Source organism: Streptomyces sp. 8N114, from assembly GCF_052245835.1.
In the GTDB taxonomy this organism is placed as follows: domain Bacteria; phylum Actinomycetota; class Actinomycetes; order Streptomycetales; family Streptomycetaceae; genus Streptomyces.
In genome coordinates this window covers 70,335-89,879 of the sequence record NZ_JBQQBT010000022.1, presented here as the reverse complement: position 1 = coordinate 89,879, position 19,545 = coordinate 70,335, and the positions used below count along the sequence as shown (strand labels likewise).

At 69.2% G+C, this 19,545-nt stretch carries 20 protein-coding genes, 1 tRNA gene and 1 pseudogene; 6 read left to right on the top strand and 16 right to left on the bottom strand.

Annotated features, from left to right (window positions below):
• The first annotated feature begins 54 nt into the window (after positions 1-54).
• Positions 55-1,002, top strand: a complete 948-nt coding sequence (locus ACTWQF_RS30245; RefSeq protein WP_443282925.1) for a D-alanyl-D-alanine carboxypeptidase family protein — start codon at positions 55-57, stop codon at positions 1,000-1,002.
• Positions 1,003-1,065: 63 nt separating this feature from the next.
• Here the strand turns inward: ACTWQF_RS30245 and ACTWQF_RS30240 are convergent, their stop codons facing one another.
• From ACTWQF_RS30240 to dnaK, 4 genes are read right to left on the bottom strand one after another with little or no spacing between them, the layout of a single operon-like run.
• Positions 1,066-1,539, bottom strand: coding sequence for a heat shock protein transcriptional repressor HspR (locus ACTWQF_RS30240; RefSeq protein ID WP_443282924.1), 474 nt, complete (start codon positions 1,537-1,539; stop codon positions 1,066-1,068).
• Between the two features lies 1 nt (position 1,540).
• Positions 1,541-2,752, bottom strand: a complete 1,212-nt coding sequence (dnaJ, locus tag ACTWQF_RS30235) for a molecular chaperone DnaJ (RefSeq protein ID WP_443282923.1) — start codon at positions 2,750-2,752, stop codon at positions 1,541-1,543.
• Positions 2,753-2,779: 27 nt separating this feature from the next.
• The gene (gene grpE, locus ACTWQF_RS30230) at positions 2,780-3,517 is read right to left on the bottom strand and encodes a nucleotide exchange factor GrpE (RefSeq protein ID WP_443282922.1); all 738 of its coding nucleotides are present in this window, start codon (positions 3,515-3,517) and stop codon (positions 2,780-2,782) included.
• Positions 3,514-5,385: a molecular chaperone DnaK gene (dnaK, locus tag ACTWQF_RS30225; RefSeq protein ID WP_443282921.1), complete on the bottom strand. Its 1,872-nt coding sequence runs from the start codon at positions 5,383-5,385 to the stop codon at positions 3,514-3,516. Before dnaK ends, grpE begins: the two co-directional genes overlap by 4 nt.
• A gap of 271 nt (positions 5,386-5,656) precedes the next feature.
• On the opposite strand from dnaK, the gene ACTWQF_RS30220 reads away from it, so the two are divergent.
• The 4 genes from ACTWQF_RS30220 (at position 5,657) to ACTWQF_RS30205 (ending at position 9,907) form a co-directional block, all read left to right on the top strand.
• The gene (locus ACTWQF_RS30220) at positions 5,657-7,996 is read left to right on the top strand and encodes a (Fe-S)-binding protein (RefSeq protein WP_443282920.1); all 2,340 of its coding nucleotides are present in this window, start codon (positions 5,657-5,659) and stop codon (positions 7,994-7,996) included.
• 259 nt (positions 7,997-8,255) lie between these two features.
• On the top strand, positions 8,256-8,408 hold the full coding sequence (locus ACTWQF_RS30215) for a hypothetical protein (protein WP_443282919.1): 153 nt from the start codon (positions 8,256-8,258) through the stop codon (positions 8,406-8,408).
• Entirely contained in the window at positions 8,402-8,806 is a 405-nt protein-coding gene (locus ACTWQF_RS30210; RefSeq protein WP_443247557.1) for an ATP-binding protein, read from the top strand. The genes ACTWQF_RS30215 and ACTWQF_RS30210 overlap by 7 nt, the downstream gene beginning before the upstream one ends.
• 159 nt (positions 8,807-8,965) lie before the next feature.
• Complete coding sequence (locus ACTWQF_RS30205; protein WP_443282918.1) at positions 8,966-9,907, top strand: YIP1 family protein; 942 nt, start codon at positions 8,966-8,968, stop codon at positions 9,905-9,907.
• Positions 9,908-9,982: 75 nt separating this feature from the next.
• On the opposite strand, the gene ACTWQF_RS30200 is transcribed toward ACTWQF_RS30205, so the two are convergent.
• From ACTWQF_RS30200 to dcd, 3 genes are all read right to left on the bottom strand, one after another.
• The gene (locus tag ACTWQF_RS30200) at positions 9,983-11,521 is read right to left on the bottom strand and encodes a ricin-type beta-trefoil lectin domain protein (RefSeq protein ID WP_443282917.1); all 1,539 of its coding nucleotides are present in this window, start codon (positions 11,519-11,521) and stop codon (positions 9,983-9,985) included.
• Between the two features lie 174 nt (positions 11,522-11,695).
• Complete coding sequence (locus ACTWQF_RS30195; RefSeq protein ID WP_443282916.1) at positions 11,696-12,199, bottom strand: phosphoribosyltransferase; 504 nt, start codon at positions 12,197-12,199, stop codon at positions 11,696-11,698.
• Positions 12,200-12,224: 25 nt separating this feature from the next.
• Positions 12,225-12,800: a dCTP deaminase gene (dcd, locus tag ACTWQF_RS30190; protein WP_443282915.1), complete on the bottom strand. Its 576-nt coding sequence runs from the start codon at positions 12,798-12,800 to the stop codon at positions 12,225-12,227.
• Between the two features lie 521 nt (positions 12,801-13,321).
• Here dcd and ACTWQF_RS30185 point away from each other — a divergent pair.
• Positions 13,322-13,395 (top strand) — tRNA-Gly (locus ACTWQF_RS30185).
• Between the two features lie 51 nt (positions 13,396-13,446).
• Here ACTWQF_RS30185 and ACTWQF_RS30180 read toward each other — a convergent pair.
• The 9 genes and pseudogenes from ACTWQF_RS30180 to ACTWQF_RS30140 all read right to left on the bottom strand — a co-directional run bounded on the left by ACTWQF_RS30180 (position 13,447) and on the right by ACTWQF_RS30140 (position 19,455).
• Complete coding sequence (locus tag ACTWQF_RS30180; protein ID WP_443282914.1) at positions 13,447-14,628, bottom strand: tyrosine-type recombinase/integrase; 1,182 nt, start codon at positions 14,626-14,628, stop codon at positions 13,447-13,449.
• Positions 14,628-14,840, bottom strand: a complete 213-nt coding sequence (locus ACTWQF_RS30175; RefSeq protein ID WP_436585464.1) for an excisionase family DNA-binding protein — start codon at positions 14,838-14,840, stop codon at positions 14,628-14,630. Before ACTWQF_RS30175 ends, ACTWQF_RS30180 begins: the two co-directional genes overlap by 1 nt.
• Complete coding sequence (locus tag ACTWQF_RS30170) at positions 14,837-16,147, bottom strand: replication initiator (RefSeq protein ID WP_443282913.1); 1,311 nt, start codon at positions 16,145-16,147, stop codon at positions 14,837-14,839. The genes ACTWQF_RS30175 and ACTWQF_RS30170 overlap by 4 nt, the downstream gene beginning before the upstream one ends.
• 156 nt (positions 16,148-16,303) lie before the next feature.
• Complete coding sequence (locus ACTWQF_RS30165) at positions 16,304-16,588, bottom strand: hypothetical protein (RefSeq protein WP_443282912.1); 285 nt, start codon at positions 16,586-16,588, stop codon at positions 16,304-16,306.
• Between the two features lie 13 nt (positions 16,589-16,601).
• Positions 16,602-16,796 carry a hypothetical protein gene (locus ACTWQF_RS30160; RefSeq protein WP_443282911.1) on the bottom strand — a complete coding sequence of 65 codons (195 nt, stop codon included), beginning with the start codon at positions 16,794-16,796 and terminating at the stop codon, positions 16,602-16,604.
• 21 nt (positions 16,797-16,817) lie between these two features.
• Positions 16,818-17,009, bottom strand: coding sequence for a mobile element transfer protein (locus ACTWQF_RS30155; RefSeq protein ID WP_443282910.1), 192 nt, complete (start codon positions 17,007-17,009; stop codon positions 16,818-16,820).
• Positions 17,010-17,028: 19 nt separating this feature from the next.
• Complete coding sequence (locus ACTWQF_RS30150) at positions 17,029-17,649, bottom strand: DUF2637 domain-containing protein (RefSeq protein ID WP_443282909.1); 621 nt, start codon at positions 17,647-17,649, stop codon at positions 17,029-17,031.
• Positions 17,650-17,735: 86 nt separating this feature from the next.
• Positions 17,736-19,101 (bottom strand): annotated as a pseudogene (locus ACTWQF_RS30145) (FtsK/SpoIIIE domain-containing protein).
• Positions 19,102-19,104: 3 nt separating this feature from the next.
• Positions 19,105-19,455 carry an SCO3933 family regulatory protein gene (locus tag ACTWQF_RS30140; protein ID WP_443282908.1) on the bottom strand — a complete coding sequence of 117 codons (351 nt, stop codon included), beginning with the start codon at positions 19,453-19,455 and terminating at the stop codon, positions 19,105-19,107.
• Positions 19,456-19,545: the final 90 nt, after the last annotated feature.

Below are 19,545 nucleotides of genomic sequence, written 5' to 3'. Positions count from 1 at the left end.
ACCCGGGTACCCGCCCAACGAGCCGCATCGCAGCGGCATTTGGAGCTGACAGAAGTGAAGATTGGCATTGCTGGCACCCACCGTGTCGCCACGGTGATGCTCACCTCCGGAGCCGTGCTGACGACGGGCGCGCTGGCCGCCCCGGCCGCCACGGCGTCCCCCGCCGCCACCGCCGCGCCCGCTTCGGCGCCGGCCGCGGCCCACGTACGCGCCGCCGCGGCGAAGCCGTCCATCACCGCCCGCGGCGGCTATGCGATGAACAGCGGCACGGGGAAGAGCCTTTACGCCAAGGCCGCCGACACCCGGCGTTCCACCGGCTCGACCACCAAGATCATGACCGCCCGGGTGGTGCTGGCCCAGAAGAACCTCAACCTGAACCGCAAGGTCACCATCCAGAAGGCGTACAGCGACTACATCGTCCGCAACACCGCCTCCTCGGCACGGCTGATCGTCGGCGACAAGGTCACCGTCCGCCAGCTGCTCTACGGACTGATGCTGCCCTCGGGCTGCGACGCGGCCTATGCGCTCGCCGACACGTTCGGCAAGGGCAGCACCCGCAAAGCACGGGTGAAGTCCTTCATCGGCCAGATGAACACCACGGCCCGGAACCTCGGCCTGAAGAACACGCACTTCGACTCGTTCGACGGCATCGGCAAGGGCAGCAACTATTCCACCCCGCGCGATCTGACGAAGCTCGCCCGCAACGCGATGACCTACTCGACCTTCCGCTCGACCGTGAAGACCCGCTCCACCAAGCAGAAGACGGTCACCAAGAGCGGCGGCTACCGCTATATGACCTGGACCAACACCAATCCGCTGCTGGGCGGCTACTCGGGGGCGCTCGGCGTCAAGACCGGCTCCGGGCCCGAGGCCAAGTACTGCCTCGTCTTCGCCGCCGAGCGTGGCGGCAAGACGCTGATCGGCACCGTGCTGGCGTCTTCCTCCGCCACGAACCGCACCAAGGACGCCACCAAGATCCTGTCCTACGGCTTCAAGCAGTAGGCCCTCATCCCTTGCCCCCCGGTGTGGGCGCCGCCCACACCGGGGGCCGGGGGCCCGAGAGGGCTACTCCCTCGGTTTGGGGCGCCAGACGACCAGCGCGCTGGACTGGCGCACATCCTCGTACGGCACCAGATCGCGCCGGTACGAGGCATGCACCTGCGCCTCGCGCTGCTGCATCGCCGCCGCGGCGCCCTCGACCGCGGCGGACAGCTCCGCCACCCGCTGCTGAAGCGCCGCGACCTGGTTCTCCAGTTCGATGATCCGCTTGATCCCGGCGAGGTTGATGCCCTCGTCCTGGCTGAGCCGCTGCACCTCGCGCAGCTGCTCGATGTCCCGCGCCGAGTAGCGCCGGCCCCGCCCGGGCGTGCGGTCGGGCGAGACCAGCCCCAGCCGGTCGTACTGCCGCAGGGTCTGCGGGTGCAGACCCGAGAGCTGGGCGGCGACCGAGATGACGTAGACCGGAGATTCTTCCGTCAGCTCGTACGCCGCAGAGCGCCCAGCCGCGAATGCTCGTCTGCGTCCGTCCCGGCCGTCCACCTCAGTCTCCCTTCGCTGCCTTGAACAACGCGGCCCGCGGATCCTCTCCCGCTGTCGCGTCCCGGTAGGACTCCAGGGAGTCCTTCGCCTTGTCGGCCAAATTCTTGGGCACCGCGACCTCCACTGTCACCAGTAGGTCGCCGCGGGTTCCGTCCTTGCGGACCGCGCCCTTGCCCCGGGCCCGCATGGTGCGCCCGGACGGCGTACCCGGCGGGATCTTCAGCGTGACGGGCGGCCCGCCGAGCGTGGGGACCTTCACCTCGCCGCCGAGTGCGGCCTCGGGGAAGGTGACCGGCACGGTGACCGTCAGATTGTCGCCCTTGCGCCCGAACACCGGGTGCTTGTCGACGTGCACGACGACATACAGGTCACCGCTGGGTCCGCCCCGCTCGCCCGGGGCGCCCTTGCCGCGCAGCCGGATGCGCTGCCCGTCGGTGACGCCCGCGGGAATCCGGACCTGCATCGTCCGCGAACTGGTCGCCCGCCCGGACCCCTTGCAGGTGTCGCACGGGTCCTGCGCGATCAGGCCGCGCCCCTTGCAGTCCACGCACGGGTCGGTCAGCGAGAAGCCGCCGCCCGTGCCACGCGAGACCTGCCCGGTGCCCACACAGGTGGGGCAGACCCGCGGGGTGCCGTTCTTGTCCCCCGTTCCGGCGCACTCCTTGCACGCGGCGCTGGAGGACATCCGCAGCGGGACCGTGGCCCCGTCCACCGCCTCGGTGAAGCTGAGCGTCACCTCGGACTCGATGTCCTGGCCGCGCCTGGGCTGCGTACGGGTCCCGGTGCCGCCGCGGTTGAACAGCCCGCCGAAGACGTCGCCGAGCCCGCCGCCGAACCCGCCCGGTCCGCCGGCACCGCCGCCCCCGCCCTGACCGCCACCGAACAGGTCGCTCAGGTCGAAGTTGAACGTTCCGGCGCCGCCGGGCCCGCCCGGACCGCCGCCCGGCCGACCCTGCCTGTCGAAGAGGGCACCGTTGCCGAAGAGGGTGCGCGCCTCGTCGTACTCCTTGCGCCGCTTCGGGTCGCCGAGCACGTCGTACGCCTCGGAGGCGTCCTTGAAGCGCTCCTCGGCCTTGGGGTCACCGGCGTTGGCGTCGGGGTGGTTCTCCCGGGCCAGCTTGCGGTACGCCTTCTTGATCTCGGCTTCGGTAGCGTCCTTGGGGACGCCGAGGACCTTGTAGTAGTCCTTCTCGATGAAGTCCTTGGTACTCATCCTCGACGTCCCTCCTCCCGTACGCGGTCAGCCCTCGTCCGGGCCACCGTTCTCCTCTTCAGCGGCCGACGTCTCGGCACCGGCCTCGCCCTTGCCGCCCGTACCGCCGGCGGCACCGGGCTGCGGCTCGGCGACCCCGACCCGTGCGGGACGGATGGTCCGTTCGCCGATTCGGTACCCGGGCTGGAGGATCTGCACGCACGTCGTCTCCGTGACATCCGGAGAGTACGAGTGCATCAGCGCCTCGTGGACCGTCGGGTCGAAGGGCTCGCCCTCCTTGCCGAACTGCATCAGGCCCATCTTTGCCGCGACCATCTCCAGCGACTCGGCGACCGACTTGAAGCCGCCCACCAGCTCACCGTGGTCCCGCGCCCGGCCGATGTCGTCCAGCACCGGCAGCAGCTCCGTCAGCAGGTTCGCGACGGCGATCTCCTTGACCGCCACACGGTCCCGCTCGACGCGGCGGCGGTAGTTCTGGAACTCCGCCTGGAGCCGCTGCAGGTCCTGGGTGCGCTCGTTGAGAGCCTTTCTGGTGGCCTCCAGCTCGGTGGCCGGGCCGCCCTCGGCGGCCTCGCCCTCCGGGCCTGCGCCTTCCGCCTCCCGCAGGTCCTGCGCGCTCACTTCGGCCTCACTGCCGTGCGCTTCGCCGGCCGGCGGCGCCGCACCGGCCGCCTCCTGCTCGGCGGCGGTCCGGTCGGCATCGGTCAGCTCACCGGCGTCGGCGGGAACGTCGGGCTCCTGGAAGCCCGCGGTCTCCTCCGTCACGCCGCACCATCCTTCGGCTTCTGGTCCTCGTCGACGATCTCGGCGTCCACGACGTCATCCTCGCCGCCCTCGGGCTTGCCCGCACCCGCGCCGGCCGCGTCGGCACCGGCCTCGGCACCGCCGGCCTGGGCCTGCTGGGCCTCGGCGTAGAGGGCCTGGCCCAGCTTCTGGCTGGTGGCCGCGACCTTCTCGGACGCCTCACGGATCACCGCGGTGTCGTCGCCCTTGAGCTTCTCCTTCAGGTCCTCAAGGGCGGACTCCACCTCCGACTTGGTGTCGGCGGGGACCTTCTCCTCGTTGTCCTTGAGGAACTTCTCGGTCGTGTAGACCAGCTGCTCGGCCTGGTTCCGCGTCTCGGCGGCCTCGCGGCGCTTGTGGTCCTCCTCGGCGTACTGCTCCGCCTCGCGCATCATGCGCTCGATGTCGTCCTTGGGCAGGCTGGAGCCGCCGGTGACCTGCATCTTCTGTTCCTTGCCCGTCCCCAGGTCCTTGGCGGAGACGTGCATGATGCCGTTGGCGTCGATGTCGAAGGTGACCTCGATCTGCGGCACATTGCGCGGAGCCGGCGGCAGACCCGTCAGCTCGAACATGCCCAGCTTCTTGTTGTACGCCGCGATCTCCCGCTCACCCTGGAAGACCTGGATCTGCACCGAGGGCTGGTTGTCCTCGGCCGTGGTGAAGGTCTCCGAACGCTTCGTCGGAATCGTGGTGTTGCGCTCGATCAGCTTGGTCATGATGCCGCCCTTGGTCTCGATACCGAGGGACAGCGGGGTGACATCCAGCAGCAGGACGTCCTTGACCTCACCCTTGAGCACGCCCGCCTGGAGGGAGGCACCGATGGCGACGACCTCGTCCGGGTTCACGCCCTTGTTGGCGTCCTTGCCGCCGGTCAGCTGCTTGACGAGCTCCGCGACGGCCGGCATCCGGGTGGAGCCGCCGACGAGCACCACGTGGTCGATCTCGCCGAGCTGGATGCCCGCGTCCTTGATCACGTTGTGGAACGGCGTCTTGCAGCGCTCCAGCAGGTCCTGGGTCAGCTGCTGGAACTGCGCGCGGGTCAGCTTCTCGTCCAGGTGCAGCGGGCCCTCGGCGGACGCGGTGATGTAGGGCAGGTTGATCGTCGTCTCGGTGGACGAGGACAGCTCGATCTTCGCCTTCTCCGCGGCCTCACGGAGCCGCTGGAGGGCCATCTTGTCCTTGCCCAGGTCCACGCCGTGGCCGGACTGGAACTGCTTGACCAGGTAGTCGACGATCCGCTGGTCCCAGTCGTCACCACCGAGGTGGTTGTCACCGTTGGTCGCCTTGACCTCGACGACACCGTCGCCGATCTCCAGCAGCGAGACGTCGAAGGTACCGCCACCGAGGTCGAAGACCAGGATCGTCTGGTCCTCCTTCTCCAGCCCGTAGGCGAGGGCCGCGGCGGTCGGCTCGTTGACGATCCGCAGCACGTTCAGGCCCGCGATCTCGCCGGCCTCCTTGGTGGCCTGCCGCTCGGCGTCGTTGAAGTACGCCGGCACGGTGATGACCGCGTCGGCGACCTTCTCGCCCAGGTACGACTCGGCGTCCCGCTTCAGCTTCTGGAGCACGAACGCGCTGATCTGCTGCGGGTTGAAGGGCTTCTCGTCGATACCGATCTTCCAGTCGGTACCCATGTGCCGCTTGACCGACCGGATGGTCCGGTCGACGTTGGTGACCGCCTGCCGCTTGGCCACCTCCCCGACGAGCACTTCGCCGTTCTTCGCGAAGGCCACGACGGACGGCGTGGTCCTGGCGCCCTCGGCATTGGTGATGACGGTGGACTCACCGCCCTCGAGAACACTGACGACGGAGTTCGTCGTACCCAGGTCGATGCCGACCGCACGTGCCATTTCGGGTTCCTCCAGCTTGGTCTTGAGTGAAGCTGACTCAAGAGTGCACGACCGGGGAAATTGCGTCAAGAAGACTGAGTCGGGGCGACTCAAGGTGTGTGATTACGGTGCGCGCATGGCCGCCTGCGACGGAGTATCGGGCCCTTGGCCGACGGGGCGACGCAAATCACCGAGGCTTGCGGTACAGCGATCTGCGACAAGTGGGTAGTCTCGAACGGACCGGATAAGTTACTGCTTAGTAAACGCCGCCTCCGTGCTCCGAGGAGCCGCTATGCAACTCGCCGCGATCGTCGTCACGCTGCTGCTCACCGCGGTCGGCGTTGCGCTGTTCGCCCGTGCCATCGCGCAGATCTACCGCTTCGTCCAGCTGGGGCAGCCACTGCCCGCGGGCGTCCGTAAGGACAGTCCCAAGCAGCGAACGGCCACGCTGGTCAAGGAGTTCCTCGGGCATACGAAGATGAACAAGTGGGGCGTCGTCGGCGTGGCCCACTGGTTCGTGGCGATCGGCTTCCTCACCCTGCCGCCGACCATCATCAACGCCTACGGCCAGCTGTTCCAGGCCGACTGGACGCTGCCGGTCATCGGCGGCTGGCTGCCGTACGAGATGTACATCGACTTCATCGGCGCCGGCACCACCGTCGGCATCGCGGTCCTGATGGTGATCCGGCTGCTGAGCCTGCCCTCCCGGGCGGGCCGCAAGTCCCGCTTCACGGGCTCGAAGATGTGGCAGGGCTACTTCGTCGAGTACATCATCTTCATCATCGGCGTCGCCATTCTCATGCTGCGCGGCCTGGAGGGCGCGCTGCACCATGTGGACAGCTACGAGCCCGCGTACTTCCTCTCGTATCCGCTGGTGGCGGCGTACCACGGGCTGGGCGTCGGCACGCTCCAGAATCTCGTCTACTTCTGGGCTCTGATCAAGCTGGGCACGACCATGATCTGGATGATCACGGTCGGCCTGAACACCAACATGGGTGTGGCCTGGCACCGCTTCCTGGCCTTCTTCAACATCTGGTTCAAGCGGGACGCCAAGGGCGAAGCGGCCCTCGGCGCGCTTCAGCCGATGATGTCCGGCGGCAAGGTCATCGACTTCGAGACGGCCCTCGACGACGACAACGAGGAGGAGGTCCGCTTCGGCGCCTCCCAGGTCGAGGACTTCTCCTGGAAGGGCATCCTCGACTTCTCCACCTGCACCGAGTGCGGGCGTTGCCAGTCGCAGTGCCCCGCCTGGAACACCGGCAAGCCCCTCTCGCCCAAGCTGCTGATCATGTCGCTGCGGGACCACGCCCATGCCAAGGCGCCGTATCTGCTGGCCGGCGGCGGCAAGACGATGGAGGGCGAGGAGAAGGCCACCGAGGAGCAGCTGAAGGGCGTTCCGCAGAGCGCGCTGGACGAGGCCGAGCGCCCCCTGGTCGGCACCGCCGCAGAGGGCGGCGTCGTCGACCCGGACGTGCTGTGGTCCTGCACCACCTGCGGCGCCTGCGTCGAGCAGTGCCCCGTGGACATCGAGCACGTCGACCACATCGTCGACATGCGCCGCTACCAGGTGATGATCGAGAGCGCGTTCCCCTCCGAGGCCGGGACGATGCTCAAGAACCTGGAGAAGAAGGGCAACCCTTGGGGTCTGGCCAAGAAGCAGCGGCTGGAGTGGACGAAGGAGCTCCAGAAGGAGGCGGGCTTCGAGGTGCCGATCGTCGGCAAGACGATCGAGGACCTCACCGAGGTCGAGTACCTGTACTGGGTCGGCTGCGCGGGCGCCCTGGAGGACCGCGCCAAGAAGACCACCAAGGCGTTCGCGGAGCTGCTGCACATCGCCGGCGTCAACTTCGCCATCATGGGCGGCGACGAGAAGTGCACCGGCGACTCGGCCCGCCGCCTGGGCAACGAGTTCCTCTTCCAGCAGCTGGGCGAGGAGAACGTCGGCACGCTCAACGCCGCCTTCGGTGAAGACGACGACGACCCTTCCACCCAGAAGCCGAAATCCGCGAAGAAGATCGTCGCCACCTGCCCGCACTGCTTCAACACGCTCGCCAACGAGTACCCGCAGCTGGGCGGCCACTACGAGGTCATCCACCACACGCAGCTGCTCCAGCACCTCATCGACGAGGGCAAGCTGGTGCCGGTCACCCCGGTCGAGGGGCTGATCACCTATCACGACCCGTGCTACCTGGGCCGCCACAACAAGGTCTACACGCCCCCGCGCGAGATCATCGGCAAGGTACCCGGCCTGCGGAACGAGGAGATGCACCGGCACAAGGAGCGCGGCTTCTGCTGCGGCGCCGGCGGCGCCCGTATGTGGATGGAGGAGCGGATCGGCAAGCGCATCAACAACGAGCGCGTGGACGAGGCGCTGTCCCTCAACCCCGACATCATCTCGACGGCCTGCCCGTTCTGCCTCGTCATGCTGACCGACTCGGTCAACGGCAAGAAGGCCGCTGCCGGCAGTGACTCCGCCACGGGTGCCGCCGCGAAGGAGAAACTCCAGGTCGTGGACGTGGCCCAGCTGCTGCTGGACTCGGTCAGGACGCCCGGCGAGCCGCCGGCGGCGGACGGCGAGACGGCGAAGGACCCGGAGCCGCAGCCCGACCCGGAACCGGAGCCCGCGAAGTAGCCACCTGGTTCGGCCGCCCGGCCCGCGAGCCTCCGATGGCCTGAACCGAGCGCTTCATACCGTCCGCAACGGCCGGTCCCGTACCCACGGGGCCGGCCGTTGCGCGTTTTCCGGCAAGTCGTGGTCAAATGCGATCAGTTAATGCACCACACGAGCCAAACCGCTGTCGCGGTATACCCATTGCAGCGTGCCGGGCCTAGCCTCCTAACCGCGCTCACGCACGCGGCGGAGCGGCTGGAAAGGCGAGGAGGAGCACCAGGTGGCGGACCGTGAGGCCCCGGGTCGTACGGCCCAGGACGGACCGGCCGAAGACGACCGGCCCCCGGGCCACGACCCGAGCGCGGTCACCGGCTTCCTGCGTGCTGTACGGGCCCGGCCACTGCCCGCCGTACGGGAGGGTGCCGGATGCTGACCCCCGAGCTGCTGTGCCGCCTCCGCTTCACCCTGCGCGACCTGCCCAGGCTGCGCGCCGAGGTCGAGGCGCGGGCCGCGTCGGCGGGACTGAACGAGCCGCGCAGGGGCGAGTTCGTCGTCGCCGTCGACGCCGTGGCCACCAACGCCGTCGAGCACGCGGGCGGCGGCGGCCAGCTCGTGCTGCGGCACCTCGGCGACGAGCTGGAGTGCCAGGTCGCCGACTCCGGCCCCGGCTTCACCGAGGACGTCATCCCGGAGCTGCTGCCCGGCCTGGACGGGGCGACCAGCGGCCGAGGGCTGTGGCTGGCCAGGCTGGTGACCGACCGGCTCACCGTCGCGGACGCCGCGGGCCAGGGCTCCGTCGTCACCTTCGCCGTCCGCCTTCCGGGGGAGTGAGCCCTCCTCCTGGGTGAGGGCCCGGTGGGGGCTTCTCCACCCTTGGTGGGGGCCGCACGGCCGGGTTCCCCTAGGGGATGTCACAGGTCAGCAGCGATGTCCGGCCATCTCGCCCGGCTGTGGCACGCAGAGGCCATGGAACACGGTACGTTCAATCGCGTGGCTGGTTTCAGGAGCGGACGCGGCCGGGACTCCCGGGGCGCGCAGCAGCATGGGCAGTACCCTCAGCACCCCTCGGGTCCGCCGTACCCGCAGCAGGGTCCGTGGCAGGGGGGCCCGAGGAATGACGAGCCGGAGTATTTCGGTGACCCGCACGCGCAGCAACCGCCGCACTACGGGGCGCCGCAGGGTCCCGGTCAGCACGGAACGCAGCCCGGGGGGCCACAGGGCTGGCACGGGCAGGACCCGTACGCCAACAACCCCGGCCACACCCAGTCGTTCAGCATCCACGACCCGTACGGCCCCGACGACGGGCACGGTCCGCAGGGCGGCGGCCAGGACGGCGGGTACACCGACGGCGCCATGTACCACGCGGGCAACACCCCCGCGCCGCCGTCCGGGCCCCGGCTGCACTGGAAGGAGCTGCTGACCGGCGTCGTCCTGCGGCCGAACGCCACGTTCTGGCAGATGCGGGACTACGCGATGTGGGGCCCCGCGCTGATCGTCACGTTCGTCTACGGGCTGCTGGCGGTCTTCGGCCTCGACAAGGCCCGCGCAGACGTCCTCAACACGACGCTCTCGCAGGCCGTTCCGTATGTGCTGGTCACCGGCGTCGCCGTGGTGATGGCCGGACTCGTACTGGGAGCCGTCACCCACACGCTGGCCCGCCAGTTCGGCGGGGACGGGGCCTGGCAGCCCACGGTCGGGCTCGCCATGCTGATCATGTCGCTGTCGGATGCGCCGCGACTGGTGTTCGCGCTGTTCCTGGGCGGGACGGCCACCCTCGTGCAGGCCCTCGGGTGGGCGACCTGGGTGCTCGCCGGGTTCCTGTTCACCTCGATGGTGAGCCGTTCGCACGACCTGCCCTGGCCCAAGGCGCTGGGCGCCTCGGCGATCCAGCTGCTGGCCCTGCTCTTCCTGATCAAGCTCGGCACGCTGTAAGACGCCGGGCGGGCCGTGACGCCGGGAACGCCGGGCAGGCTGTGAAGAGCCCGCCCGGCGTTCGTCTGCCGCCCCTCAGCTGCTGAACCGCTGCGCGGCCGAGCCGTCACAGGTGGCGAGCTTCGCCCGCGCCTCCGCGCCCGGCAACGTCACACACAGCCCGGTGTCCGAGGCGGGCCGCAGGGTCGCCCCGTTCCGTACGAACTGCTGGGCACCGGCCCCGGAGCAGTTGCCGAGCTCCAGCCCGGCCCCCTCCTTGACGCCGCCCTCGCTCTGCACGCACCGGTCGTGCGTCTGCCCCGCGTAGAGCGCCTTGCCCGCCGCGTCGTACCACCACTGCTGGTTCCGCTTGTCCGCCGCGCAGGCCCAGCCCCGCACATCGGTGCCGACCGCGCTGGCGGCGCCGTCGGCGTCCAGACAGCTGCCGGTGCCCTCGTTGCGCAGCGGCTTGAACGTGTCGTCCCAGGCGAGCTGGTACAGCTTCGGCTGCCCGGCGCCCACGGGGTCGGCGCAGGAGGCTTCGCGTACGCCCTGCTGCCCCGCCTGGTACATCTTGGTGAAGCACTCGGCGAACGCGCCGTGCCCCCGCTCGTTCGGGTGGAAGGACTGGCGCACCGAGTTGGAGTCGGGCGGGAACGGGTTGCTGAGGTCCACGTACAGTCCGCGCGCCCAGGGGTTCTCCATGCACACCTCGTGGCCGTGGAAGAGGCGCGAGGCGTCCAGATAGCTGACGCCGGTGCGCTGGGCGACCGTCCGGATGCCCTTCTCGAACTTCGGCACCGCCGCGTTACGGCCCCAGGCGGCGTCACTGGTGTAGCCGACGCAGCCACCGACGAGCTTGCCGGGGAACTTGGGGTTGTCCTTGATGTCGGGGCCGATGGGACTGGGGTAGGCCATCAGGACGAGTTGGTAGTCGCCGTCGGCGTAACCGGCGTTGCGCATCACGGACTTGAGGTCCCCCACGGTGCGCTCCACCTTGGGTACGAGCCCGTCGATACGGGCCTGCCAGCCGGAGTCGTACTTGGGCTCGCACGGTCCCTGGAGCGTGAGGTAGCGGGTGACGCAGTCGGTCATCACCGGCCCGAACTGGAGATCGTCGTTGGCGCCGACGACGAGCATGATCTGCTTGAGCCGCGTGTTGCGGGCCTTGATGGCGAGGCTGTCGCTCTGCACCAGTTCGTCGGCGTACTGCTTGGTGCCGCCGATCCGGACGTTCTCGGTGCTCGCACCGGAGCAGGCGACGTTGTACGTCACGTCCGCGCCGACACCCGTACGGTGTACGGCCGCATCGGGCGACCTGTGGCACCAGTTGTCCGGCCCGTTCGTGCCCGGCTCGTACGTACCGACGCCCTCGCCCGAGATCTCGCTGTCGCCCAATGAGATGAGGCCGGTCTTGCGGTCGGCCATGGGCCGCTCGTCCGGGCTGCCGTAGAGCTTCCGGGCCTCCGCGGCCCGGATCTTCTCCAGTTCGGCCGGCAGCGGCGTGCTCGCGCTGCTGCCCGTACCGGCCTTCGTTCCCGCCCCGCTCACGGGCACGGCAGCCACCGCACCCGCACCCCCGAACACCATGAGCAGAGCTGCCGCGAGCGCTGTCACGGGTCTCATACGCGCCATACGCGCCATCAGGTGATCTCCCTACGGCCGGCAACTTTGTTGTTACCAGCGGTACCTACCCGCAGGTACCGAAGAAGGGAACCACCCGTGCGGAGAACACTGCGCAGCACTCAAACCCCGACGCCCTCCGGACGCCGGGGAGTTGACTCTCCTCGCCCCGCTCTCAGGCCACTTTCAGGCGTCGAGAACCTGACCCGCACGGCGGACGACGGGCTGCTCGACGGACCAGGGAAAGTTGATCCACAGATCCGTCCGCTTCCAGACGTAGTCGCACTTCACCAGCGAGTGCGACTTCTCGTAGACCACCGCGCTGCGTGCCTCGGCCACATGCTCGGCACAGAAGTCCTGCACCAGCTTGAGCGTCTTGCCGGTGTCGGCGACGTCGTCGGCGATGAGCACCTTCTTACGGCTGAGGTCGACGACGTTCGGCACGGGAGGCAGCATCACCGGCATGGCGAGCGTCTCCCCCACACCGGTATAGAACTCCACGTTCATCACATGGAGGTTCTTCACGTCGAGCGCGTAGCCGAGTCCACCCGCCACGAAGAGGCCGCCGCGGGCGATCGAGAGGATGATGTCCGGCTCGTACCCGTCGTCGGCCACCCGCTGCGCCAGCTCCCGGATGGCCTGGCCGAAGAGGCTGTACGTCAGGTTCTCGCGCTCGCGCTCGTCACTCACAGGTGGCTCTCTTACCCTTTCGCGCTCAGACGTGGGTCCGGTGGAAATTCATGTACGAACGGGAGGGGGTGGGCCCGCGCTGGTCCTGATAGCGGGAACCGTACTGCGCCGACCCGTACGGATACTCCGCGGGCGACGTCAGCCGGAACATGCACAACTGGCCGATCTTCATCCCCGGCCACAGCTTCATGGGCAGCGTCGCGACATTCGAGAGCTCCAGGGTCACATGACCGGAGAAGCCCGGGTCGATGAACCCGGCCGTCGAATGCGTCAGCAGCCCCAGCCGCCCCAGCGAGCTCTTCCCCTCCAGCCGCGAGGCCACGTCCTCCGGCAGCGAGATCACCTCGTACGTGGACGCCAGCACGAACTCCCCGGGGTGCAGGATGAACGGCTCGTCGCCCTCGGCCTCGATCAGCCGCGTCAGATCGGGCTGTTCCACGGCGGGGTCGATGTGCGGGTAGCGGTGGTTCTCGAACACCCGGAAGAAGCGGTCCAGCCGGACGTCGATGCTGGAGGGCTGCACCATGGCCGGATCGTACGGATCGATCCGCACCCGGCCGGCATCGATCTCGGCCCGGATGTCCTTGTCTGAGAGAAGCACGGGCCGAGACTACGCGCACGAAGCGGGGCCGGCCCAATCGGACCGGCCCCGCCACGGTGAGGGAGCCCGCAGGCATCCCCCGAACGACCGTCTCAGCCCTCGGGCCGCAGCCCTCAGCTCTTCCGCTGCCGCCCCACAGGCACCGCCTGCCGCAGCCGCCCGCACCGGGGACAGCGCAACAGCCGTCCTGGTCCGATCCGGGAGGATCCGAGCTGCTGCATCGGGAACGTCATGGTGCTGAACACATGCCCCTCGGCACACCGGACGACAGTGGATTCCATCGCTTCCCTCTCCCCAGTCACGTGGATGCGTGGACGACAAAAGCCACGTTAGGGGATGAGTCCGACGCCCCCGCGACCGGCACTCCACCCCCACCGTACGTCCCCCAACTCACTTGCCACGCCCCACGGAACAGATCCGGCAACCCCCTCGGAACAGCAGAAAGACCCAGGCCATATGCGGCCAGGGTCTCCCATGAGGTACAGTGTCCGACGACGAGCCACCACCACATCCGGCTCCTCGCGGGCGTAGTTTAATGGTAGAACATGAGCTTCCCAAGCTCAGAGCGCGGGTTCGATTCCCGTCGCCCGCTCCACGACGAAGACCCAGGTCAGCGACCTGGGTCTTGTTTGTTGTCGGGGGCGGTTCAGGCACCTTGCACCAGATGCGCACCAGAAGGCGGTTCGCCGTCGTCGGTGTCGCTGGTTGTGGCCTTCTGCCGCTCGGCACGCACCAGCTTGTCGAGCCCGGCGGCGACCTCCGTCTGACGGTCGTCGTCGGAGTGCTGATAGATCAGCGCCGCTCGCTCGGACGACTGGCCGGCTCGGACCATCGTGTCCTTCAGAGTGGCCCCGGATCGGGTGGACAGGGTGTGCCCGGTGTGACGAAGGTCGTAGAACCGGAAGTCGTCCGGGAGACCAGCCTTCTGGCGCGCCCGTCGCCATTTCCGGCCAAAAGTGGAACGGCGGAAAGCACCGCCCCGCTCCCCCACGAAGAGAAGCCCGTCCGGCTCCTGCTCGGCGAACCAGGCGAGGTGCCGTTCGAGGTCCTTCTTCATGAAGCCGGGGAAGACGAGGAACCGCTTCCCTGCGTCTGATTTGGTCTCGCCAGGTGCGCGGCGGCCGGTGCACAGCTCTGGCTCGGCGGTCCGGATCCAGACGCCGACGCGGTCGAGGTCCACATCCGGGCGACGCAGCGCGGCCTGTTCCTCCGGCCGGGCCGGACCGTACGCGGCGATGTAGACCATGAGGCGCCAGCGCGGACCCATGGCGTCCGCGATGGCGTCCACCTGGGCGACGGTGGCGACGCGCCGTTCGGCTGCCCTCTCCTTGCCTGCGCCCTTGACGCGGCATGGGTTGCGGCGGATCAGCTCGTCATCGACGGCCGTCTCCATGATGGCTTTCAGCAGCCGGTAGGACTTGGCCACCGTGGTCTTGGCGTCCGTGGTCTTGAGCCGTTCCGTGCGCCATGCGCGGACGCGGGGCGGGGTGATCTCGTCCAGGTCGTACGTCTCGAAGGTGGGCAGGAGATGCAGCCGGAGCAGCCGCCGGTACAGCTCCTCCGTGGTGGGCGCGAGGCCCCTCTGGTCGAGCCATTCAAGGGCGTACTCCCCGAAGTTCACCGCCCCCGCGTCCGGGTCACGCCAGTCGCCCCGGGTTAGGTCCGCTTCGATCTGCGAGAGCCAGATCTCGGCGTCCTTCTTCGTGGCGAAGGTCTGGGGTGCCCGATGCTCCTGCCCGGACTGGTCGAGGTAGCTCGCAGTCCAGCGCCCGGACCGGTACTGACGGACGGCACCGAAGCGGCGACGAGAACCCTTCTTGTTCCCCATCAGGCAGCCTTCCGGTAGCGAGAACGGCGGGGGCGGAGCGGCTGGACTGTGTGCGCTTCGATGTACGCGACCAGTGCGCTTTCCGGGATACGGACGTGACGGCCGACCTTGACGAAGGTGATGCGGCGTTCCGCGATGAGACGGCGCGGGAAGCGCGGTGTGGTGCCGAGGACTTCGGCGACCTGGTCGACGCTGAGGTATCGGTCCGTCATCGGGCGTCGTCTCCTTCCGGGGTGCCGGTGTTGGGGGTATCCGCGAGGGAGGCGGATAGCCATTGCTCGGCGGGGGTGAGGCCGGTTCCGGCGTAGGTCCAGTGGGCGAGGACGAGCGTCGTCGTCTCGTCTGCGTCGTCCACAGGGTGTGGGTTGTCTCCGCGTGCGATTGCGGCTTGGAGGCGTTGCCACTCGGCGCGGGCGGTGCGGAGCGCTCCGAGGGTGGTGGAGTAGCGGCGGGTTTTGGTGGAGAAGTGGCCCCGGAAGCCGAGCATGTGAGCCCAGGCGCGTAGGCGGAGGTGGGCGAGGTCTTTTCGGGCGCCGAGGGCCCAGGTGGTGCGGATGAGGCGTTCGGCGTGTGCGGGCAGGTTCATGCCTGCCAGTTCGGCGATGAAGCGCAGACGGCGGTCGAGGGTGCCCGTCGCCGTCTCGGAGCCCTTGGTGGCGTACTTGGCGATGTAGGCCGCAACAGCGCGGTCGGTGAGTGCTTGGCCGCCGTCGAGGTCGGGGCCGTGGATGGTGCGGATGTCGAGCTGGTGGCCGAAGGCGAAGGTGTGGGTGCGGCCGTCGAGGACCGGGCCGGGCACGACCGCGCGAGATGCGGCGGCGCGGATGGCGTCGGTCAGCAGCTCGGCGGAGGCCCAGTGCGGGGGCCGCGACTCGCCGCCTGCCGGGCCGTCGAGGCGGATGACGGCGTGGAAGTGGACGGCGCCGCGCTTCTGGTACTCGGCAACTTTGGCGAAGGAGACCCGGGCGCGTTCTGGGAGCTCCCGTTGGGTGAGTCCGGCGCGGCGTGCGATCTCCCGGCGGAGGTGGATGGTGAAGCGGCGCCAGAGTGCGCCCGCGTGGGCGTTCCAGAGCACCGCGGATTCGTAGTCGTACCGTTCCGGGTTCAGCGGTGCGCCTAGAGCCATGTCGTCGGGGACGTGTTGACGGCCGCAGCGGCAGGCGCGGGTGCCGGGGCGGTTGTGGACCGGGCCGAAGCTCGGGGCAGTGAACGTCGCGAAGACGCGCGGGTGCGTCGTGACGTCTTCTGGAGTGCCCTTGCCGCCGCGCAGGCCAGCGGTGATCAGGTGGAAGGTGTCGCGGCGATAGGTCTCGGCGCAGGCAGCGCAGCGGGTGGTGCGGCGGTTGCCGCAGCGGACCAGGAGGTCACCGGCGGGCAGCTCTGCGGAGTCGAGGCGGCGCAGGGCCGGGCCGATCTCACCGGTTGTGGTGTCTACCTGGTGTTCGGTGCGGTGGCCGGCCAGGCGGATGGGATTGGTGCAGCCGCCCAGGCCGGAGAGCTGGCGAAGGATACCGGGCAAGGCGCCGGTTGCGGCAAGGTTCGCCAGCTCTGGGAGCGGGGGCGGGGTGGCGCGGGTGATGATGGCTGTACTCCTTCTCAGGCTTACGGGTCGGGAAGGGGCTGGGCTGCCGGGGCGGCGGATGCTTGGCGGCTTCATGGCCGCCCCGGGAGCCGTTCAGCGGCGGCGGTTCTGGGCGCTCAGCAGCGAGCGCAGGACGACGGCGGCAACGGCTACGGAGATGGCCGAGACGGCAACAGCCGTCAGGAGCGCGGTCAGGACGACGCCGCCAACCAGAACTAGGCCGACAGCACGTGTGCTGGGAGAGGGCAGCGACCGGCGAGCCGGAGCAGTAGGCATGTGCGAGTGCTGACAGGAGCAAGCGGGTGCGTGTGTGTGCTGCGTTGTCGTGGCCGGGGGCGTTGGGGTTGGCGTTTCCGGGAGTTGCGGACGAAGGAGCATGGCGGATCTCCGTTCAGTCGTGATTGCCGTTGACGGTCTCGACCCCGTTGCGGGTGCCGTTGTCGATGGCGGGGGCGAGGAAGGTGTCTGCGAGGTAGAAGCCGAACAGGGCGATCACGGCGACGAGCCAGACGCGGACGCCGAGGAACTTCACAGCGCCCCACACGAGCAGGCCGAGGACGACGACCAGGGGCAGCTCTACGTTCACGGATGGGTTTCCTTTCGCGGGTCAGCGGACGGGGCAGCGGTGGGTGCGGGCGGCCAGCTCGGCGGCTGCGCGGGAGTCGTAGTCGGCGGAGAAGCCGCAGCGCGGGGCGGTGCAGGCGGCGGTGTGCTTCTCACGGCCCCGGCCGTCATTGGCGGTGCCGACCTGTACGGGGCCGATACGGGTCACGGCGCGAAAGCGGCGGTTGAGGGGCATGGCGAGGCCTCCAGTTCGGTCAGGTGAGTTGGGCGGCGATCTGGTCGGCGAGGGGCGCTGGGACGCCGAGACGAGCGCGGAGAGTGTCAGCGTCGATGGGGGTGCCGGTGCGTGTCTGATGGTTGTCTGCGATCTTGCGGGCGTGCTCGATGAGGGCAGCTGGTACCAGGGCGCTCGACTGTGCGGGCGCGGCTGGTGCGTCCGAATCCAGGGACGAAGGCGAATGCTCGGCGGCAGGCATGGGCTCTGGTTCGTCGGCGGTGTCAGGCGCGGGCTCTTCGGTGCTGTGGGCGAGGAGGGTTCCGCCGAGGAACGCCAGCGCAGGCCACCCGGCCACGAGAATGCGCAACCAGTCGGGCACGTCACCCAGGTCGAGGAGCCCAGCAGTGGCGACGTTGGCCCCCAGGGAAGCGGCCAGGGCGACCAGGAACCAGCACCAGCTCGCCACACGGTCACGCCCGGAGCGCAGCCGACGCCAGGCCGCGACCAACAGCAGGTCGACTGAGACCGGGTAGGCCCAGGCTTTCCAGCCGTCTTGCCCGGCGGCCGAGGCCAGGTCGTGCAGGTGGGCGAAGGACAGCGCGGCAGCGATGACCGCTTGCACGAGCACGGCATCGACGCGGGCGAGTTGGGCGCGCATCGGGGCACCTCCTTTCTGTTTTCGGCATGGGAGGGGCAGGGAATTGGCGCGACGCGGACGCGCCGGCCGAATCGGAGAAGGGAAGGTCAGGCGGTAGCGGGCCGAGTCTTGGTCAGCGAGGGAGGCCGGGCGATGGGGACGGCGGGCCGGAAGGGCTGGAGCGCAGGCAGGTCCGGCGCCAAGTGCGCGGTGCTCTCACAGCGGGCGGCGGCGTCGGCTAGGGACAGGTAGGGGGCGGATGCGGGACCAGCCGCCGGAGGTGTCGCCGATCACGGCGAGCCCGGGGCGTTCGGGTGCGATGGTGCAGGCGGCGCCGACCGCTTCGGGGGCGATGTCGCCGAGCGCCATCTTGGCCGAGGGTTCGTCGTTGACGCGGTGGCAGACGCGGCCGGAGAGCTGGGCACGGAGCATGGTGGCGCCTTTGCCCAGTTCGGCGCCGAAGCGCTGGCCGCACACCTCCAGATAGATTCCGGCAGCGCGGCCGAGCTGGGCGAGGCGGATGAGCTGGGTGACCATCTCGTCTCGCCGTTCCTCGTCCTTGCGGGAGGCGACGAGGAACAGTTCGGCCACCTCGTCCACGAACAGCACGATCGGCACCGGCCGTTCACTCTCCGGCAGGCCCCACACATCCGAGGTGATTTCTTCATCCGGGGTGGACGGGGCTATGCCTTGCCGAGCGCGTATCAGGTCGTAGCGGTCCTCCATCTCCCGTACGAGTACGGGCAGCAGCTCAGCAGCCTGCGCCGGATCGGTGGCCAGAGCGGACAGTCGGGGTGCGAACGGTGCCAGCTCCACCCCGCGCTTGCAGTCGATACCTGCCAGCGCCACCGGCTGAGTGGCGAGCCCGGCGATCAGGTGCCGCAGGTACATCGACTTGCCCGACAACGTGGCCCCGAGCACCAGCTCATGCGGAACAGCGCGGAAGTCCCGTACGAACGCGGTCGCATCCTCCCGCAGCGCCAACGGCACCCGCAGAAACCCGCCTCCCGACTTACGTGGCATTCGCACGCGACGCAGGACGTCGAAGCCGACCAGCCGCAGCTCGATCACACCGGGCTTGACCGGCTCGACGTAGACGCCATGCACACCCCAGGCATGCCGCAGCCGCTCCGCAGAGGCGGCCACGTCGGCAGGCTCTTGGCCCGGCGCGAGCCGGAGCCGCAGCCGCAGACCAGTCGAAGTCGGCCGCAGCATCCCCCGCCGAGGCGGTACCGGGCGCACTTCACGGCGCGTGGTCGCACGCACAGCCAGGGCACGCAGGCGGGAGGGCTCCACCGTCAGCCCGCACGAGTCCATGACCGACCCGTACGAGCCCACCAGGCGCAGAGCCGAGGCAGGCATGCCCACCGTGGACCAGTACGCGGCCGGGTGCCGAGCCCGGAGGTAGGCAGCACCGCCACCCAGTGCGGCAACCGGGCCGCCCACCTCCATCAGCGTCATCAGCTCGGACACGGGTCAGGCCCCCACACCAGCCGGAACAGCGCCCGGGGCGACTGCGGCAGCCCGGTAGGCAATGCCGTGCCGCTGCTGACCGTTGAACACCGACTCCCACGGCCGAGCCACCAGACCCGGCAGGGAGACCGGAGCCCCCAGCGTCAGCCCTTCGGTAATGCCGCTCTCAGGCACGGTCACGTGGATCAGCGAGGACTCACCTTCATCGATGTAGACAACGCCGACCTTCATCAGCGTCTCGCCGCTGGTGGCGTCCTTTGCCACCTCGCCCGTCTGGCGGTCCCGCACCTTCGGCGCAGGTGCTTCGGTCAGCAGGATTGTGGCGGTAGAGGTCTCAACTCGGATGGTGCGCAAGGTCGTTCTCTCCTTCGTACGTACACCGAGGGGCGAGAGCTAGTCGTCTAGACAAGCTCTCTCGTGGTAGATCCCCGGCGAGCCGCCGGG

What these genes read in the sequence shown, in the direction of transcription:
- ACTWQF_RS30210 (WP_443247557.1), top strand. Translation starts at nt 8,402, where the DNA reads ATGCTGACCCCCGAGCTGCTGTGCCGCCTCCGCTTCACCCTGCGCGAC.
- ACTWQF_RS30180 (WP_443282914.1), bottom strand. Translation starts at nt 14,628, where the DNA reads ATGGGGAACAAGAAGGGTTCTCGTCGCCGCTTCGGTGCCGTCCGTCAG.
- ACTWQF_RS30165 (WP_443282912.1), bottom strand. Translation starts at nt 16,588, where the DNA reads ATGCTCCTTCGTCCGCAACTCCCGGAAACGCCAACCCCAACGCCCCCG.
- ACTWQF_RS30150 (WP_443282909.1), bottom strand. Translation starts at nt 17,649, where the DNA reads ATGCGCGCCCAACTCGCCCGCGTCGATGCCGTGCTCGTGCAAGCGGTC.
- ACTWQF_RS30155 (WP_443282910.1), bottom strand. Translation starts at nt 17,009, where the DNA reads ATGCCCCTCAACCGCCGCTTTCGCGCCGTGACCCGTATCGGCCCCGTA.
- ACTWQF_RS30200 (WP_443282917.1), bottom strand. Translation starts at nt 11,521, where the DNA reads ATGGCGCGTATGAGACCCGTGACAGCGCTCGCGGCAGCTCTGCTCATG.
- dnaK (WP_443282921.1), bottom strand. Translation starts at nt 5,385, where the DNA reads ATGGCACGTGCGGTCGGCATCGACCTGGGTACGACGAACTCCGTCGTC.
- ACTWQF_RS30220 (WP_443282920.1), top strand. Translation starts at nt 5,657, where the DNA reads ATGCAACTCGCCGCGATCGTCGTCACGCTGCTGCTCACCGCGGTCGGC.
- dnaJ (WP_443282923.1), bottom strand. Translation starts at nt 2,752, where the DNA reads ATGAGTACCAAGGACTTCATCGAGAAGGACTACTACAAGGTCCTCGGC.
- ACTWQF_RS30175 (WP_436585464.1), bottom strand. Translation starts at nt 14,840, where the DNA reads ATGACGGACCGATACCTCAGCGTCGACCAGGTCGCCGAAGTCCTCGGC.